17 protein-coding genes are annotated in these 15742 nt (G+C 53.9%); 7 read left to right on the top strand and 10 right to left on the bottom strand.

The window, feature by feature from the left end:
• Positions 1-10: 10 nt before the first annotated feature.
• Together E2484_RS07930 and E2484_RS07925 are read right to left on the bottom strand one after the other, a co-directional pair.
• On the bottom strand, positions 11-910 hold the full coding sequence (locus E2484_RS07930) for a hypothetical protein (protein WP_137284660.1): 900 nt from the start codon (positions 908-910) through the stop codon (positions 11-13).
• Between the two features lie 333 nt (positions 911-1243).
• Complete coding sequence (locus E2484_RS07925) at positions 1244-2347, bottom strand: glycosyltransferase family 4 protein (RefSeq protein ID WP_137284659.1); 1104 nt, start codon at positions 2345-2347, stop codon at positions 1244-1246.
• A 138-nt stretch (positions 2348-2485) separates the two neighbouring features.
• Between E2484_RS07925 and E2484_RS07920 the strand changes: the two genes are divergently transcribed.
• Positions 2486-3664, top strand: a complete 1179-nt coding sequence (locus E2484_RS07920; RefSeq protein WP_137284658.1) for an O-antigen ligase family protein — start codon at positions 2486-2488, stop codon at positions 3662-3664.
• On the opposite strand, the gene E2484_RS07915 is transcribed toward E2484_RS07920, so the two are convergent.
• The 7 genes from E2484_RS07915 to E2484_RS07885 form a co-directional block, all read right to left on the bottom strand.
• Positions 3634-4614: a glycosyltransferase family 2 protein gene (locus E2484_RS07915; RefSeq protein WP_137284657.1), complete on the bottom strand. Its 981-nt coding sequence runs from the start codon at positions 4612-4614 to the stop codon at positions 3634-3636. The two genes, E2484_RS07920 and E2484_RS07915, sit on opposite strands and share 31 nt — an antisense overlap.
• A 225-nt stretch (positions 4615-4839) precedes the next feature.
• Positions 4840-5565 carry a glycosyltransferase family 2 protein gene (locus E2484_RS07910; protein ID WP_321112130.1) on the bottom strand — a complete coding sequence of 242 codons (726 nt, stop codon included), beginning with the start codon at positions 5563-5565 and terminating at the stop codon, positions 4840-4842.
• A gap of 206 nt (positions 5566-5771) precedes the next feature.
• On the bottom strand, positions 5772-6656 hold the full coding sequence (locus tag E2484_RS07905; RefSeq protein ID WP_137284655.1) for a PHP domain-containing protein: 885 nt from the start codon (positions 6654-6656) through the stop codon (positions 5772-5774).
• 50 nt (positions 6657-6706) lie between these two features.
• Complete coding sequence (locus E2484_RS07900; RefSeq protein WP_137284654.1) at positions 6707-7633, bottom strand: polysaccharide deacetylase family protein; 927 nt, start codon at positions 7631-7633, stop codon at positions 6707-6709.
• Positions 7634-7637: 4 nt separating this feature from the next.
• On the bottom strand, positions 7638-8510 hold the full coding sequence (locus E2484_RS25975; RefSeq protein WP_137284653.1) for an FkbM family methyltransferase: 873 nt from the start codon (positions 8508-8510) through the stop codon (positions 7638-7640).
• Positions 8507-9397, bottom strand: coding sequence for a sulfotransferase domain-containing protein (locus E2484_RS07890; protein ID WP_137284652.1), 891 nt, complete (start codon positions 9395-9397; stop codon positions 8507-8509). Before E2484_RS07890 ends, E2484_RS25975 begins: the two co-directional genes overlap by 4 nt.
• 12 nt (positions 9398-9409) lie before the next feature.
• A complete protein-coding gene (locus E2484_RS07885) occupies positions 9410-10837 on the bottom strand; it encodes an oligosaccharide flippase family protein (RefSeq protein ID WP_137284651.1) in 1428 nt (475 codons plus the stop codon).
• Between the two features lie 217 nt (positions 10838-11054).
• Here E2484_RS07885 and sat point away from each other — a divergent pair, with 217 nt between their 5' ends.
• The 6 genes from sat to E2484_RS07855 all read left to right on the top strand — a co-directional run bounded on the left by sat (position 11055) and on the right by E2484_RS07855 (position 15270).
• Complete coding sequence (gene sat, locus E2484_RS07880) at positions 11055-12218, top strand: sulfate adenylyltransferase (RefSeq protein WP_137284650.1); 1164 nt, start codon at positions 11055-11057, stop codon at positions 12216-12218.
• Positions 12215-12835, top strand: coding sequence for an adenylyl-sulfate kinase (cysC, locus tag E2484_RS25970; RefSeq protein ID WP_137284649.1), 621 nt, complete (start codon positions 12215-12217; stop codon positions 12833-12835). Before sat ends, cysC begins: the two co-directional genes overlap by 4 nt.
• A 75-nt stretch (positions 12836-12910) precedes the next feature.
• The gene (locus tag E2484_RS07870) at positions 12911-13114 is read left to right on the top strand and encodes a hypothetical protein (RefSeq protein WP_137284648.1); all 204 of its coding nucleotides are present in this window, start codon (positions 12911-12913) and stop codon (positions 13112-13114) included.
• Between the two features lie 392 nt (positions 13115-13506).
• The gene (locus E2484_RS07865; protein WP_137284647.1) at positions 13507-13980 is read left to right on the top strand and encodes a DUF4330 domain-containing protein; all 474 of its coding nucleotides are present in this window, start codon (positions 13507-13509) and stop codon (positions 13978-13980) included.
• Complete coding sequence (locus tag E2484_RS07860; protein ID WP_137284646.1) at positions 13977-14453, top strand: hypothetical protein; 477 nt, start codon at positions 13977-13979, stop codon at positions 14451-14453. Before E2484_RS07865 ends, E2484_RS07860 begins: the two co-directional genes overlap by 4 nt.
• A 577-nt stretch (positions 14454-15030) precedes the next feature.
• A complete protein-coding gene (locus E2484_RS07855) occupies positions 15031-15270 on the top strand; it encodes a UPF0058 family protein (RefSeq protein ID WP_137284645.1) in 240 nt (79 codons plus the stop codon).
• A 16-nt stretch (positions 15271-15286) separates the two neighbouring features.
• Here the strand turns inward: E2484_RS07855 and E2484_RS07850 are convergent, their stop codons facing one another.
• Entirely contained in the window at positions 15287-15562 is a 276-nt protein-coding gene (locus E2484_RS07850) for a HalOD1 output domain-containing protein (RefSeq protein ID WP_137284644.1), read from the bottom strand.
• Between the last annotated feature and the right edge of the window lie 180 nt (positions 15563-15742).

Genomic DNA, 15742 nt, shown 5'->3' with positions numbered 1-15742 from the left:
CGCTGACTTCTCAGACGTACCCTAAGTCACGAAGTCGCTCATCTACTTCGTCGCTCTCGAATGACTCCTCGGAGAGACGCTCGGACGAAGAAATCGTCCGACGTTCCTCGTACGGAAGCTCTAACCACGGGACTGCGGTCAGTTCAGGATCGTGGACACCTCTCGGATGTCCGTATATTTCGAATGGAAGAGCCGTGACTCGCTTTCCGAATAAATTCCCATGATCGCTTGTGATGACTGTTTTCCCGGTGAGAGAGTCGGCTAAATCACACACGTTTGGCAACACGAGTTCGAGATTCTCGGCGTAGGCTCGTTTGATGGTGTGCTCGTCAATCTGACTGGCAGCGAGCTGTTCCCAGACGGAAGCGTACTTTCGACCGGGCTTGCCACCGGTAAACGTCGCGTGTTGGCCAATTTCTTCTCCAGTCGGGCCGATAAACGGATAGTGAGGCTGCATATAGTGTACTATTAGCCGTTTATTCGGAAATTGCTCGTTCGCCGCCAGTGCGGCGTCAGTGACCGCTTCTGGGAGGACAGTTCTGTGTTCGTCGCTCCAGTGATTGCGCCAGACGTGTTCGACGTGAGCAAACGACGCATCACAGTTAGTCACTTGCGGTGACGCGGTCACGTAGACCGTGTCCGGTAGGTCCGACGATCCGAAGTTCTGTTCGAGGAACTCTCGTGTGTGGCTCGCGTTCGAGTAAACCTTTTTTGGGGTGGCCTCAAACGGATTGTGTTCGGCAAAGAGGTCGTACCGACAGGCGTCGAGAATAAGCAGCGTGTCCCAATCTTCAGCCAGGAACTGGACTGTCTCGTAGTTAGGACTGGTCAGTCGTCTCGCTAGTTGAATTCGGGCCTTTCGTTTTATTTTTTCTGGATATCGAAGGCCAAGACGTATCTTCTCTAGCATTATTTCAGGTTCCTTAGCGATCGTAAGCGTTGGTTTCTTGGAGTGACTTTCCAACTGTTTTCAAACCATCTATTTCGTAGAAATTTCCGAGGTACGGTGGTCGTGTGCATCGCACCGTCAAGTCCGAGGTTTATCGCACTTCTCATCAGTAGATATATCAGTATTCGACCCGAGGTTTGTATAACTCTCTATTTCGGATAAACGTTCACACTTCCGTCTGTTACACCGGCTTAGAGGATCATGTTATTCGAAGTTAGTCCAGCTGGTCGCACTCGGCACCAGCCAATCGTTGTTCTTTAGCTAAAGAGAATTAATAGGTGCTGGAGGTAGATACTACCTAGATAGATCAGCGTATAGCTCGTGGTAAGCCGTTGCAGTTCGCTCCAGCGAGAATTTATTCACTGCCCTCCTTCGCCCCTTTTTACGCCGTCGTTCGGTTTCGTCTGTACCCAAGCTGGAGACTGTTTCGGCGATACTGCTTGCTATCACTTTTGTATCATCGTGGGGAACGAAGATACCAGGTTCACCAACAACCTCACGTAGAACTTCGATATCACTTGCAATTATAGGTAATTCGCAAGCCATTGCCTCCACGGCCGCGACGCAAAATCCTTCGTACACCGAAGGATTGACGAAGACATCCGAGTCGTGGAGCAGGCTATATACCTGTTCCCGTTCGGGGAGATACCCCGTGAACGTGACCATATCATCGACTTGTAACCGAGTTGCAGTAGCTCTCAGCTCGTCCTCCAGCGGCCCGGACCCTGCTAGCACGAAGTGAACGTCGTCACACGCGTCTCTCCGTTTTAACTCCGCGACCGCCTCGAGAATCACGCATTGATTCTTTTGCGGGGTCATCACACCGACGTTCGTCACGAGCGTTTCGTCTGGGAGGTCCAGCGGAAGCGGATAGCCCTCGCTGGCGTCGATTCGATCGACATCGACGCCGTTGTAGACGACCTCGTCCGCCGTTGAGAGACGTCGTTCTATCGGTCCCCGCGACGCTTTCGTGCTCTGAGAATTGTAGACGTTCACCGCCGGCAGTCCGAAGGTTGCCGCATTCGCTGCCCGCTGAGCGGTCGTGAAGTGCGTAAGGTCGTTGTGTTCGGTATTGACGACTGGAATATTCAAACTCCGTCCGAGTAATCGCGCGACCGAACCGCTGAAGTTGTGGTGTGTGTGCAGTACGTCGTACTCGTTCGTTCGTAGGTGGTCCCACAGTCGCTTGTACCCCCGCACGTCGAAATTTGACCCGCCGTCCAAGAAGACGATAGGAAGGTCCATCGATTCGACATCCGGGTCAATGTCCACTTCGGGGTCTTGCATCAGGTTGCCCATCGTGACCGCCGACGGCGTGTACTCGTTGACCGCAGAAGCAATCTCTACCGGAATCGACGTCGAAGAAACGACATTTACGAGACTGAGGACCTCCGGCATGTATTTTCCCACCTTGGCTACCTGTTTCAAAAATTTGCCGATATGATCGTCTTCTCGGGAACCGATGCGCTGCCGTCGGCGAGAATTCGACCGGCCCACAACGGAATCTTTTTATAAATCTGTACCCGCCGAGGTAATGTGAGAGTACAGCAGTCTGACGAATTTGTCGGGGTTCGGTCTACTATTTCCTGGCTGTTGGCGCTTGGGCTGTTCACTGCGATCATCCTCCAGAACACGCTTCTCACCACATCCTTCGCGTATGTCGTGACGGCGGTCGTCTACATCGGAATCGTCCTGAGTTTTCTTGTACTCTCGGACGCAGTACTTTCCGCACAGCGGGTCTACGTACTCCTCTTTTTGCTCTTTGCGTCAGTTGCGTCTCTGCGGACCATACTTGACCCATCAGTTGTCAGTACTGTCCGAGTCGCGGCGCTACTCACATTCACTACGGCGAACCTGTTCATCCTCCCTAGAAGCATCTCGTTTCGCCACTTCTGTTTCGTCGCGAGTCGGCTGAGTGCGGTCCTGGTACTTCTTGGATTTCTACCCTATATCGGACTCCCGCTCCGAATTGGATTCATCGACCTGTCGCTCTGGGGTGCCGACCTATATTGGTATCCCGAACTCCCCCCAATGACGAGCGTGTTCGTCAACCCGAATCAACTCGGGTCGTTCGCGCTCGTCGGAGTTATCACCGCCTTGGCCGAGTGGCGAATCCACAAAACTACGCTCCCCAAACTCATCTTCGGAATCAACGTGGCTGGCTTACTGTTCAGTAACTATCGGACAGGGTGGGCGGCGCTGGTCGCGGCTCTCGGCCTGTTCGTAGTGTACTCAATTTGGGGCCGCAAGCAACTCGTACTCGCCACGACTGGGGGGCTCTCACTGTTGGCGCTCATCCTAATGATGCTATTTAATCTCGCTCCCGGCCCAGAGGCACTCACGGAATTCTCACTCAACGGCCGTCGTGAGCTTTGGACTGCTAGCGCTCACGCCCTGAAGGACCAGTACGTCTGGGGATACAACTTCAGGGGAGTTACACAAATCGTCGGAAACCCACATAACTCGTATCTTCGCATGTTTGTCGCTTTCGGTGTCAGTGGCGGCTTTCTATACCTACTACTCGTTCTAGGGACAACGATAGGGAGTGCCAGACAGGCGACGACTCACTATGGTTTATTGCATGTGATGCTCCTTGTAGCATTCGCAATAATCCAAGTAAATAACGGTCTCACCTTCGTCGGTGTGTCAATGCGTTCAACACTAATCGCTATTTCAATGGGCTACTATATCACGGATGAATCTCCACGGTTTTGAAGCCCTGGCACCGCGTCTAAATTAAGATCGCCACCATAAGCATCATTCACTTTCAACGATAGAGTGCGCTTTACGTTAATAGCTTCATTAAAGATGTTTGAGTTGGTAAACGAGAGCAAGAGCATAACTCCACACCGCTTTGTCGGGACTAACTGGAACGATTTCCAGAGATACGTCCGTGCCGTACTGAAATCACTTGCTCCAAGGTAACTTCGTCCAATCTCTTTGAATACTTTCGCTCGTGCCTGCTCCCAACATCCGTTCTCTCGGATTAGATTCTTATGTTTATTGAGAATAGCCTTTTTGTCCCGTTCGGTCGCTGTAGGCGAACTAGACATACTTTCGTGGACCGTTCGGAAACATAGGGGGTCCTCAACGGCGACGACTTGCCAGTCTTGACATGTGCGAAGGTAGAAATCCCAGTCTTGTTTCGTCGGTAATGATTGATCAAATCCGCCAACACTCTCGAAACAGCTTCTCCGGACGAGAATACGTGATGGTGTTCCAATCCTATTACCTACTAACATGTCTTTCGAGCAATCGCCACTTGGAGCGCTATTTTCACAGTGGAGGATTTCTCCGCTTGGCGAAATAGACGCAACTAAGCAGGTTGCCAGTCCTGCTTGTTCGTTCCCTTCGATAGCGCCGACTTGTCGAGCGAGTTTCGTCTCGTGCCAGCGGTCGTCGTCGTCTAGAAACGCCACGTATTCGCCGTCGGACTCCCGAACCCCTGTGTTCCGTGCTGCGGAAAGCCCTCTATTCTGCTCGTGGTGGATGCACGTAACGCGCTCTGGAAAATCCGCGACGATTTCGCTCGCATAAGGGTCCGCCGATCCGTCGTCAACGACGACCACGGTCAAATCATCGTATGTCTGCTGTAAAGCAGTCTCGATGGCTCCTTCGAGATATTCCGGTCGGTTGTAGGTTGGTATAACGACGGTGACAGTCATTGTTCCCCTAAGGGTCGTTGGTTCTTCTTAAACCCTCCGAGATATTTTAGTCTCCGTGTACCAATGTGGAGAAATTACATAGTTTTCACCAACTTTCGACTTCCCAAGACTACTCTCGTCAGCCATCTCTACATCTGAGCTCGGGATCTACTCTCCCAATCTTCTCCTAATCCTTTCTCGTTATAAACATGGAGTGTTCTACGCGATCGCCCGCAGATCGGCATTCTAGCGACTCATACGCTCCCAGAGATAATGGAAACTACTGAGCAGTAGTGCTCCTGCCGTTTTGACTGAGAATCCGTACGTGAGAGATTGCCATAGATGGCGGGTAGATTTCCCGTATTTCCCGTCATGGTACGCCGAACGTCCAATACGGTGATGGAGGCGACGGAACAGTTCGTCGCGAAACTGCTCAACCATTTGCTCATCCACACGCGATCGCACATAATTGACGAATTCCTCATTCTGTTCAATCCGGAGTTCGGGAGTGTTGCGAGAGGAGAGGCCACCCTCGTGTTTGCGAATTTGGACGAGGTCCGAGGCGAAACACGCACCTGCTTGTGACGCCGCCTCCAAGATGAACAAATGGTCCTCACGCCGTTCGAGCGATTCCTCGAAGCGGACATCTACTTGTTTCGTGTCGAGGAGTACAGAGGAGGTCAGCGAACTCGCCTTCATTACGAACAGGTCTCGCATGAACGTCGCGCTCGAACTGTATTCGCCCTCCACGCAAATCCCTGCGGAACTCTCTCGAAGACGGTCGAGTTGCATCTCTAACTTTCCGTCCCGCCAATGGTCGTCGGCATCGAGAAACGCTACGTACCGTCTCGTCGCTCGTTCGAGACCACGGTTCCTCGCCCATGCTGGCCCTCGCTGGTCGGTATCTTCGACTACCACGATTTCAGTCGGTACGGACTGTGCGTCGACTGAAGATTTTGCTTCAGCTAACATCCTCTGTGGTGTGTGGGCTGGACTGTACGGGATGATAACTGAGACGGTTGGCTGATTCATATGTAATCACCTACCAGAAACATCGCTCGTTGGCTTATCGCCCTAACCTCTGAATATCGACTCGCCGAGTATGGGACTCGTATTGAGAATCCTACAAACTCACTGGACCTGCGGTCGTAAGTACTGTCGAGAAACACGAATAGTTCCTATTTCAAAATTCGGTATTCTCCGGCCCGTTCTCGAATCGCTTCGAACGCCGATGCAGGGACTTTCACATTTCCTAGACGGAACTTATTGGACCTGGGACCGTGACAATCGGACCCGCCCGTCTTCAATAGGTCGTGTTCGTCAGCCAGCGCAAATGCGTCGTCTACGGTCAAGCCCGCGTACTCGTCCGACCGAACGTCGCCGTAGGGATACCACGTCTCGATTCCGTCTAGCCCTGCTTCGCTGAGTTCCTTAACCATCTCCTCAACGCGGGAGACGGGTTCTCGGATACGACCGGGATGGGCTAGCGACGCGACGCCACCGGCCTCCTGTATCGTGCTGACTACCTCGTCATGCGAAACGCGCTCCATCGGCACGAAACAGGATCCATCGCTCCCAAGGAACTCATCGAACGCCGCTCCAATCGAGGAGACGACGCCCTGCTCGACGAGGTACTCGGCTATGTGGGGTCGGCCCAGTATTGCATCGTCGTCGTCCCGGAGCATCTCCGGGGACACGTCGAGACCAGTCTCACGAGAGACCTCATCCAATATCTGTGCGTTTCGCTTTCGACGATACGTTCGGACTCGTGATAGCAGTGACTGCAAACCGTCGTCTGTCGGGTCAACGTAGTAGCCGAGGAGTTCTATCTTCGTGTCGAACAGGTCACCTCGAATTTCTACGCCAGTAACAACTTCGACCCCCTCGGAACGGCCGTACCGCTCGGTGAACTCCTCGGAGACGACATCGTGGTCGGTAATCGCTATCGCGTCGAGACCCTGCTCGCGCGCCAACCCGACTCGTTCCCCGACGCCGATAGTTCCGTCCGATGCCGTCGTGTGCGTGTGGAGATCCGCGATCCCGTCCGAGAGCGTTGATTCCATCGTGGTATAACCTCATTCGAGGGCATTCAAACGTAAAGATTTCCAACTCGCTACGGCACAGCCCCGTCGTATCGCGGGAGGGTCCTGCGGTCCCAGTCTCGGGGACGCACGGGTCTGGGTTCGGTCGTCGCTACGCTCTCGAACCCACGCGAGTGGACGGTCCGAATCGCCGCCCTATCGTGTGAACCGTACGGAAACGAAAAATGTCGCGGTCGCCTGCCAAGAAGCGAAGCCAATCGCTCAACAGAGGTCTCGACGTTCTCTGCAATTTCGTCGCCCGAGAGCATCCCGAATGGGACGTGTTCGTGCCCGTGGGACCCGACCGTTACGAGGGGGTGGTCTGCAAGGTCGCTGACTGCAGTCGGAGTGAGCATCTCCTCAGTGGACGCCCCACTCGTATCAAGTCGAGACAGCAGTGCCTCTCGATGCTCCGTCCGGGCGTACTTCGTCGCTCCCCGAAGCATCTCGTACACCGAGACCACGTCGTCCAACGAGTCGAGCGAACGGTCGATTCGACTGCCGTCGAACGTCACGTCGATGGTGTCCATAGCGAGGAGTGCTTCACCGAGTCGCTGCTCGAACGGGGGGTCTGCTCCGAGAAGAGAAGTCGAGACGTATACCGTCGCAGGAACTTTGTAGCGCTCCAAAATCGGGACTGCCTCCGTCAAGAAATCTCGATAGCCATCGTCGAAGGTCACGACGAGCGCGTCTTCAGGAATCGAACCACGTCCAGCGAGCCAGGCAGAGAGTTCGTCCAATGAGACGATTTTGTGGTGCTTGCACAGTCTCGCCAGTCGTTCGTCTAGTTGGTCGGGCGTAACTGTGTACTGCCATGGTCCCCAGTCTCGACTGGCACACTCGGAGACGCCGTGAAACATGACGACGGTCGGCTCCTTCATCTCTCTGCGGGGGTGGCGGAGACGACCGTATGCATCGCGTGCGACGTTCGCCGTGGTACTGAATGAGCGTCTCAGCATAGCGTTACCGACTACAATACAGCATACAGTTGTTCTCGATATTCGGGGGGGTAGAGATCAGCGACAGCGAGTCTGCAGGGTGGACGTGGCTACGGTGGTCAGCGAAGCGATAGCACGTGTACCCGAATTCATTGAGAAGTGATAATATCTCTCGCGGCGCGATACCGAAATTATCAACCAAGTTTGGATGGAGTTCTAAGAATAACGCTCGCGGTGGGGATTTTTCCAATATATTAGCTCCCCCTTCTAAAACCTGCCTCTCGAATCCCTCAACGTCGATTTTCAACACATCGGGAGCTATTTCGGTTTTAGAGCAGTACTTATCTAACGTAAGAGACGGGACTTTGAGACCGTTTGTTCTTCCTCCACGGTCTTCTTGAACCGTATTCGTCGAAAGATTTCCTGACTGGTGCGGTGTGAACGACACAAATTCTCCCGAACTATCAGAAACCCCTGCACAAGTTATTGTCGCGTTTTGGGCTGAAGATAGCTCAAAGTGTGATGCAATGATGCTAGCGAGACGTGGGTCAAGTTCGAACGAATGGACGTGACCAGTCTTACATCGCTGAGAAGCTAGGACAGAATAATACCCGACGTTCGCCCCGACATCGAAGAAGACAGAATCGGTATCAAGTACACTAATCAGTTTCTTGGACACCACAGGTTCGTGGAGACTTCCGTCCGAATAGCGCGGGAAGAACCACCGTTTCGCAATTAGTGTCGAAGTGTCGAACAGAAGTTTAAGGTTTTGAGACTCCAAGGTGTGTTGTCGCTTATGCCGATATCGCAAGTTGAACAGGGCATCTGAATCAGGGTTCCGAAACGAACGGTAGACTTGTTTGACCGCTTTCGGTATATGTTCTTTTATATCAATCATAGTGAGCGAGTCTGGAACCAGTGGTCTAAGTCACGGCCAGTATACTCTGAAAGATGCCGCATCTCGTCGGCGAAGACTGCTTCAAGCCGTTTGCGGACTTGTTCGTTCATTCCCTTCTCGTATTCGTTTTTCGACGCAAGCAATTCCCGTGTGTGGGTATGGAGTGGTCGGACAGCTTCGACAGCTTCATTCGGGGCGTAGGTCTTGAATGCATTCGCGAATTGATTGTAAACCCACTGCTTGTTGATGTCCCGGAACTTTCCCTGGTTGACCTTCTCGTCCAAAACCGACGGCGTATAATTGTCTATTTCGAGGAATGAGTATACCTCCTGTAGGTACGCCCGGTCGTCTTCAACGAGGTCGTCAAAGAAGAGTACTTTAATTTGATCCGCGGAAAAGTATTCTTCATATCGTTTCAAATGTTGGTAGTAAAAACCCGGTTCGACCCAGTTTTGGAATAGGTCGTAGTTTTCGAGGATTTCGTAAAATTCGAACGAAATCTTGTCTTTGCTCTTTTCATGCCAGTAGTGAGAAAATGCACGGTCCATCGGGTTCCGAAGAGTAAATATCACTTTCACGTCCGGAAGCATGTCAGAAATCCGTTTTGGTGCTTGTTGTTTTCGGATATATGTCGGTGTCTCCTCACCGACGAGTGTCTCGCCGTCGTACTCCGAAAAGTGCTGTCGATACCACTCTTCGTCTCGGTGATATTTCATATCGAAGTAGTGGACGGAGTCGGTTTCGGGAAGAAGAACGTCGGGATGCTCGTAGAGGCACTCGTATAACCACGTTGTCGCACACTTTTGCGGGCCAGCGATGATGAAATCGGGCAGGGGTGACTCGGACATGGGTACAGGTATGTTTTCGAGTGTCTCTCCAGCGAACACTTATACGCATCGCTACTCCGTCCTGTCCGCTATCGCGACTGAGAGGAACTGCTTGTTCCGATACACCAACAGACCCGACGCGACGACTGTCGCACCGATAGCGACCGGAATTGCGTTTTCGTAGTGAGCGAGTCGGAGCAGGACGACACTGGTCACGACGCCGGTCACGGCGAACGTCTTCGCGTCCAGCGTGTCGATTCCCATGACGTACTTTACTTCAAGCGCACCGAGGAGATTTGTGAGGAAGTACACCGTGAGAACGGTCGCTATCGCCGCGCCGATACTGGCGTATCGTGGGATTAGCAATGCGTTTAACACGATATTCGACCCGAGACTGAACACCGTATTGACCAGCACCAACCGCCCTTTTTTACCCATGAGAAGTATTTGTCCGACGGTACCGAACGACGCATTGATTACCCCGCCGACTGCCAAGAGGAGGAGAACGGGGTAGTATTCCGCGTATGACCCGAAAACCGCGAGCAATTCATACCCGAATAGTAGTATGACGAGAACGACCGGTATCCCGACCGCAACCGAAATGTCTCGCACCCAGTCGTACTCGGTCATGAGCCCCTCGTCGTCGCCCGTTTCAAGGAACTTCGAGATCCGCGGTTGGAGGATGTTGGTCAAGACTTGGTCCCCGTACCGAACGATGACGGCAATCTTCCAGGCGACGTTGTACCCGCCGGTCGCCGTAGCTCCGGCGAGCGCCGAGAGGAGCAGTACGTCCGTATTCTTCAGAAACCGACTTGCAATAGAGTTCGCCAGTAGATAGACCGAGAACTTCATGTGCGAACGGGAGAGTCCCGAGACGTTCAGATACCTCCAACCGCGACTGTAGAATCCGAAGACCAAAATCGGAAGGTAGAACGACGCCCCGAGCGCGAGCACGACCCCCGCAGGCGTCGGCCAGAGGAATAACACGACCAGCAGTCCTAGTAGCCGGACTAGCTGGACGAATATTTGCCCGAACACTATCGACTCCGAAATCCGTTCGAATCCTCGCAAGATGCCGGTGCAGATTGGTCGAACGGCCATCCCCGGAATCAGGAGTGCAAGTAGTTTGACCCATTGGACGACGCCCTCTGTTGGAAAGACGAACGTCAGGAGTGGGGCACTCACCCAAAGGAGTACGCTGGCTGCTAGTCCGATGAGACCGACCCACGTGACGGTGGCACCGGCGTACTCGTACACGCGGTCAGTATCCTTTTTTGTAACGAGTTCAGAAATGCGCTGAATCGTTGCCTGCCGAAGTCCGATTTGTGCGAACAGTGCAATGAGCGTGGCTATCGCAAAACTAGTTACATAATTACCGTAGCCTGCTTCCGTGAGGATTTTCGTGAGTAGCCACAAGCTCCCATAGCCGCCGATTAGCTTCGTAGCCTTCCCGACGACACCGACGAGACTATCACGAATGTATTTTTTTACGATGCTCATTCTGAGGGGGAATTGCAGTTTGAGGGATTGAATTGACCGCTCACCTTGAGGGACATGGATAGGAAGATCGTTCGAATGTTGAGCCGTAGGGTCGATTTCCAGAACTAATAGAGGAATATCACGATCTCCGCAAAAAAGTATCTATCCGTGGCGTGGGTTGAAACTGACTTGACCGGAGATAATTACATTTATCAGTCTTCACTGGAGAACAGGTTCCATGATTGAACCTCACGGTGGTAAACTGGTTGACCGTGTTGTCGGTGAGAAACACCGCGAGCAACTACAAATACGACTGGCCGAGTCGATACGACTCGACCAAGACCAGTATCAGGATTTACTCAACATCGCAACTGGTCGGTACAGTCCGATAGAGGGGTTCTTAGACCGGAACGACTTTCTCAAAGTTATAAATGACATGACACTAGAAGACGGGACCGTCTGGCCCCTTCCCATCGTGCTTGACGTCTCTAACGATGAGGTTGACGCCCTCACTCCCGGTGAAAAAGTTGGACTCAAAGATCCCCACGGCGAGTTGGTTGGGGCGATAGAGGTGAGCGAGATTTACAAGTATAATGAAAAAGAGGCGGCGTCGAAAATCTTCGGAACGACGGACCGTTCCCACCCTGGCGTCCGCAATCTCTACCAGCGAGACGACTTCTTCGTAGGTGGGACGGTGTTCGTCTTCGACCAGTACCGTTACAACGAGTTCGACCTCTTACCGCGGGAGACGCGGGTCCTGTTCGAACACCGAGGCTGGGAGAGCGTCGTCGGGTTCCAGACCCGAAACGCGCCCCACCGTGCCCACGAGTACATTCAGAAATCCGGTCTCGAACGGGTAGATGGCCTGCTAGTCCAACCGAAGCTCGGTGAGAAAAAACCCGGCGACTACCGGGATGAAGTCATCCTCGGTGCGTACCAGAAACTGCTTGAGTCCTACTACCCCGACCAGCGGACGGCATTGACGGTATTCCCCAGCAAAATGAACTACGCTGGCCCCCGGGAGGCGATCTTCGACGCGCTCGTTCGGAAAAATCAGGGTTGCAGTCATTTCATCATCGGACGCGATCACGCTGGCGTCAAGGACTTCTACGGCGGATTCGACGCACAGCGTATTTTCAAAGAAATCGAAGATTTGGGTATCAAACCGCTCTTTTACGACTTCGCGTTCTACTGCACGCGCTGTGACGGTATGGTCTCCGAGAAAGTATGCCCGCACGACGACGACGAACAGATTCACCCCAGCGGCACGAAAATCCGCGAACTGATTCAAAACGGTGAATTGCCGTCGAAGAAAATGATGCGGTCGGAAGTAGCAAGCTACATTATGGACGCTGAAAATCCATTCATCGAACGGAAGAAGTCTCAGGAGCAGGCATTATGACATCAACATTATGGTTCATGGGCCGTCCGGCGTCGGGGAAATCGACACTCGCTAGTCGCATCGAAGCGGACCTCCGAGAGCGAGAGATCCCCGTCGAAAACCTTGATGGCGACGAGGTTCGAAAGAGTCTTCACCCGGACCTCGGCTTTACACGGGAAGACCGAGCGACGAATAACCGACGTACGGCGTTCATCAGTAAGCTTCTCAACCGAAACGGAATCTCCGTCGTCACGGGCATGATAACCCCGTTCCGCGAATCCCAGCAGAAGGCGCGAGAAATCGTTGAACCAGAGGGTGAGTTTGTTCTCATCTACGTTAAATGCTCCGTCGAGGAGTGTGCCAACCGCGACCCGAAGAACCTCTACCAGCAGGCCCGCCAAGGCAAGATTGAGAACTTTACTGGAGTCAACCACCCATTCCAAGAACCCCACAACCCAGACATTGTCGTTGATACCGAGGATCAGACCTTGGCCGAAAGCGTCGAACACGTCAGACAGCGACTCCAAGAACTTCAAGTGTTCGACAAGGACGTCCAGCAGAACTACAACTTCGAACTCGATAGCTCGGAGGAACAGGACATCAAGGACCGACTCTCGGAACTCGGTCACATCGACTAATCTCGTTCGGCCGCAGTCGCAGGAGAGCCTCCTGTTCCTCAACGCTAGCGACGACAAACGAGATTGTTTAATGAAATGGCTCAGTACGATTTGATACCCCCAACCAGTCCATTATTAATCTCATTGACGATAACGGTCGCACTTGGGTACTTCAACGTCATTGACGCACTCACCGTTGAGGAGGGCGTCCATCGCGGCGACGGCGGCGTCGTGGCGCTCGGCATCCCGAATCATGTGGGCGTAAAACACCTCTGTATCGACGAAGATACTCAGCGATAAAGTTCGTCGTCGATATCCGCTCGGACGTTTCGACACCCGATGAAATCATTCCGTCGTGGAAGGCATTCTACTCGTCGGCGTCAACCGAATCCATCTCGCCGCGGAATGAGTCGACAGTTCGGCTTTCGAATGTGATGTCCGAGTTACAATTCGCGGGAAAGTCGATATGTGGTGTGTGAGCCGGAGTTAAGACGGTTCCAGCCAACACTGTCGATACCGCCGCGGACCTGCAGACGTCTCGCCAGAATTCGTCGGGCGACTAGTATTTAACGGCACAGCCTCACCCAAGTGAGAGGTACCGACACATTGTAGACCCGGATTACTAGAACGAAACACAACAGTTTAGCGGCCCGACCAACCACAGTCCGAACCACAAAGGCGGAATTACACATATGACCTTTATCGACGACAAGGGCCGCCTCTTCGGCACCATCAACATCATCGACGTACTCGCTGTATGTCTCGTCCTCGTAGCCACCGCCGGTGGGACGACATTCGTACTGACCGCGGACGACACGGACACCGACCAACAGAACACGTCCATCACATTCGAAATCACCGATGTCCAACCCTACGTCGTGGACGCCATCCCCGAAGGCCAAATCGACTCGGACACCATAACTGCCGTCGAGAACAAATCCGTCCAGCCGTCCCAAGTCGTCGTCGCGGATCAACACGGCGAGCTCCACGAGCGACCCCATCCCGAAAAGAAGACCGTAACACTACAACTCGCACTCGCCACCACGACGTCAGACGAAGAGATTCAATTCGATGGCGAACCGCTTCAGGTCGGCCGAGAGCTCTCCCTCGACCTCGGGACGGTCACCGTCGAGGGGAACGTCACGAGCGTCCAAACCAATTCATGACGAACCAACCCCCACAGGAAGGGTATCTCGCGGAGTCCGTCCTCGTCGGACTCGTTGCGAACACGGTCGCCCGATTACGAGGGTGGCTCGCTGCCACATGGTTTGGTCGCGTTGCCGCGACTTCCGAACGCTCCACCAACGACGCGACCGATACCTCGGTCGTCGTAACCGGACTTCGGAGGCTCGCCCACTCCGTCCGCCACTCCCACCTGTACCGCTGGCTCACCAAGGAACCGGAACCCGACGCTATTGTCATCGACCTCCGGGACACCTATACCGTCGCCCCGTTCATCGCGCTCCTCGACCGATTGACCCCGGTCGTCGAACGCACGTGGCGCGGGTCACTCGCCTATCGAACGACGGAGCGACTCGGGACCTCCGTGAAACGAGAGTGGATTGCGGAATCGAGAACGATTCAACTGCTGAGAGACGCGTTAGAACCACCGGCACCGCCCGAGGAACACCGAGAGTAGTGGCTCAGCGAAACCCACTCAACAGCGACTGAAGCCCAGAAACGCGACCGAGTCCGAATCCACGTTCTCGACTCCCAGACCGACTGCTCACTGGTCGGTACTCCTGTCTCCGGCCCCGTAATCGAATCGCCAAGTGAGTCGTCGTACGTCGCCCGTTCAGCCGCAGGCATGTACCTGTGCTCCCACTCGACGTCCTCCGGGAAGCCGACGAACTCGTGGAGGTCACCGATACCTGCGTCCGTGACGGCGTTGTCCAAATCCTTCAGGGCAGTCTGCGCCTCGGTCTCGAACGCTCGGAGCCGACGAGAGGCGGACTCCAACGTCGCCGGGTCCGATGTACGGTGACGTGTCGACGCGCTCGAGTTCGACCGTTGACTGCCGACTGGGTACAACTGAGGCCCAGTGCAATCTGCTTCGACGGTAGTTCTCGTAGCGTCCAGTTAAGTACGCCAGTAGGTGTGAGAGTTCACCATTTCCGATTCAAGAACGAACCGAAAAGAGGGGGAGACAATGAAACGACTACCGGCGAAACCAGTTCGACGACGGTTGGACACGAGAGACCACAGGGGGTGTATCCATGCGTAAACAGGAGTACATTCATCTGCACGCATTGTTGAACGTAACCCGTGAACACCTAATCGCGTGCGAGGGGATGCCGAGGGACCAGCTATCTGCGTACCACCGACTCGGCGTCGCGCCATCAAGCGTTCAGAAATCGAAACGAGAGCATCACGAAGCAGTCATGGAACTCGCCACCCAGATCGGAACGTGGGTCGAAGAGTCCCAGCACACGGAGCCGGAACTCCCTGTGCCGTGAGAGAGGTCGGACGTGCTTACGGTTCGCTCTTTTCTGTGAGGTAGATATCGTGGGTGGCTGTGACGGTGACTTCGTACTCGTAGTACTGGAAGATGACTCGCACGTCGTTCTGCGTCTTCTCCGCACGTTTTGGTCGAAACAGTGTTTCGAGGGCATCAGGGTCGAGAACCTCACCGATGGGTTCCACGATGGCCTTTGGGTCCACCCCTTCGTGCGTTGCAACCGTCTCAACCACCCTCAGTGTCAGTTCCTCTTCGGTCAAACTGGTAGGAATGACCTCGTCCCCATCCATATGTGGTAATAGTTCTCAGGGTGGAAAGGCCATTCTCTCATATCTACCGGTACCCACAAGAAGACACGAAATGTACTCTATCAAAGTACAGTACACATTAGCCCACGGTCGCGATGATGTCGCTAGCAGTCGAGCTGATACGGTCGAGTCGTTCGAGAATCGTCTCCGAGTCGTCGTCCT

Source organism: Halorussus salinisoli, from assembly GCA_005239435.1.
Classification (GTDB): domain Archaea; phylum Halobacteriota; class Halobacteria; order Halobacteriales; family Haladaptataceae; genus Halorussus; species Halorussus salinisoli.
The sequence above is the reverse complement of the archived record's forward strand: the minus strand, read 5'-3'. Positions and strand labels throughout refer to the sequence as shown.

Bases quoted from the DNA above. Each gene is read 5' to 3' on its own strand.
- E2484_RS07930 (WP_137284660.1), bottom strand. From the start codon at position 910: ATGCTAGAGAAGATACGTCTTGGCCTTCGATATCCAGAAAAAATAAAA.
- E2484_RS07925 (WP_137284659.1), bottom strand. From the start codon at position 2,347: ATGCCGGAGGTCCTCAGTCTCGTAAATGTCGTTTCTTCGACGTCGATT.
- E2484_RS07915 (WP_137284657.1), bottom strand. From the start codon at position 4,614: ATGACTGTCACCGTCGTTATACCAACCTACAACCGACCGGAATATCTC.
- E2484_RS07910 (WP_321112130.1), bottom strand. From the start codon at position 5,565: ATGTTAGCTGAAGCAAAATCTTCAGTCGACGCACAGTCCGTACCGACT.
- E2484_RS07905 (WP_137284655.1), bottom strand. From the start codon at position 6,656: ATGGAATCAACGCTCTCGGACGGGATCGCGGATCTCCACACGCACACG.
- E2484_RS07900 (WP_137284654.1), bottom strand. From the start codon at position 7,633: ATGCTGAGACGCTCATTCAGTACCACGGCGAACGTCGCACGCGATGCA.
- E2484_RS25975 (WP_137284653.1), bottom strand. From the start codon at position 8,510: ATGATTGATATAAAAGAACATATACCGAAAGCGGTCAAACAAGTCTAC.
- E2484_RS07885 (WP_137284651.1), bottom strand. From the start codon at position 10,837: ATGAGCATCGTAAAAAAATACATTCGTGATAGTCTCGTCGGTGTCGTC.
- sat (WP_137284650.1), top strand. From the start codon at position 11,055: ATGATTGAACCTCACGGTGGTAAACTGGTTGACCGTGTTGTCGGTGAG.
- cysC (WP_137284649.1), top strand. From the start codon at position 12,215: ATGACATCAACATTATGGTTCATGGGCCGTCCGGCGTCGGGGAAATCG.
- E2484_RS07870 (WP_137284648.1), top strand. From the start codon at position 12,911: ATGGCTCAGTACGATTTGATACCCCCAACCAGTCCATTATTAATCTCA.
- E2484_RS07865 (WP_137284647.1), top strand. From the start codon at position 13,507: ATGACCTTTATCGACGACAAGGGCCGCCTCTTCGGCACCATCAACATC.
- E2484_RS07860 (WP_137284646.1), top strand. From the start codon at position 13,977: ATGACGAACCAACCCCCACAGGAAGGGTATCTCGCGGAGTCCGTCCTC.
- E2484_RS07855 (WP_137284645.1), top strand. From the start codon at position 15,031: ATGCGTAAACAGGAGTACATTCATCTGCACGCATTGTTGAACGTAACC.
- E2484_RS07850 (WP_137284644.1), bottom strand. From the start codon at position 15,562: ATGGATGGGGACGAGGTCATTCCTACCAGTTTGACCGAAGAGGAACTG.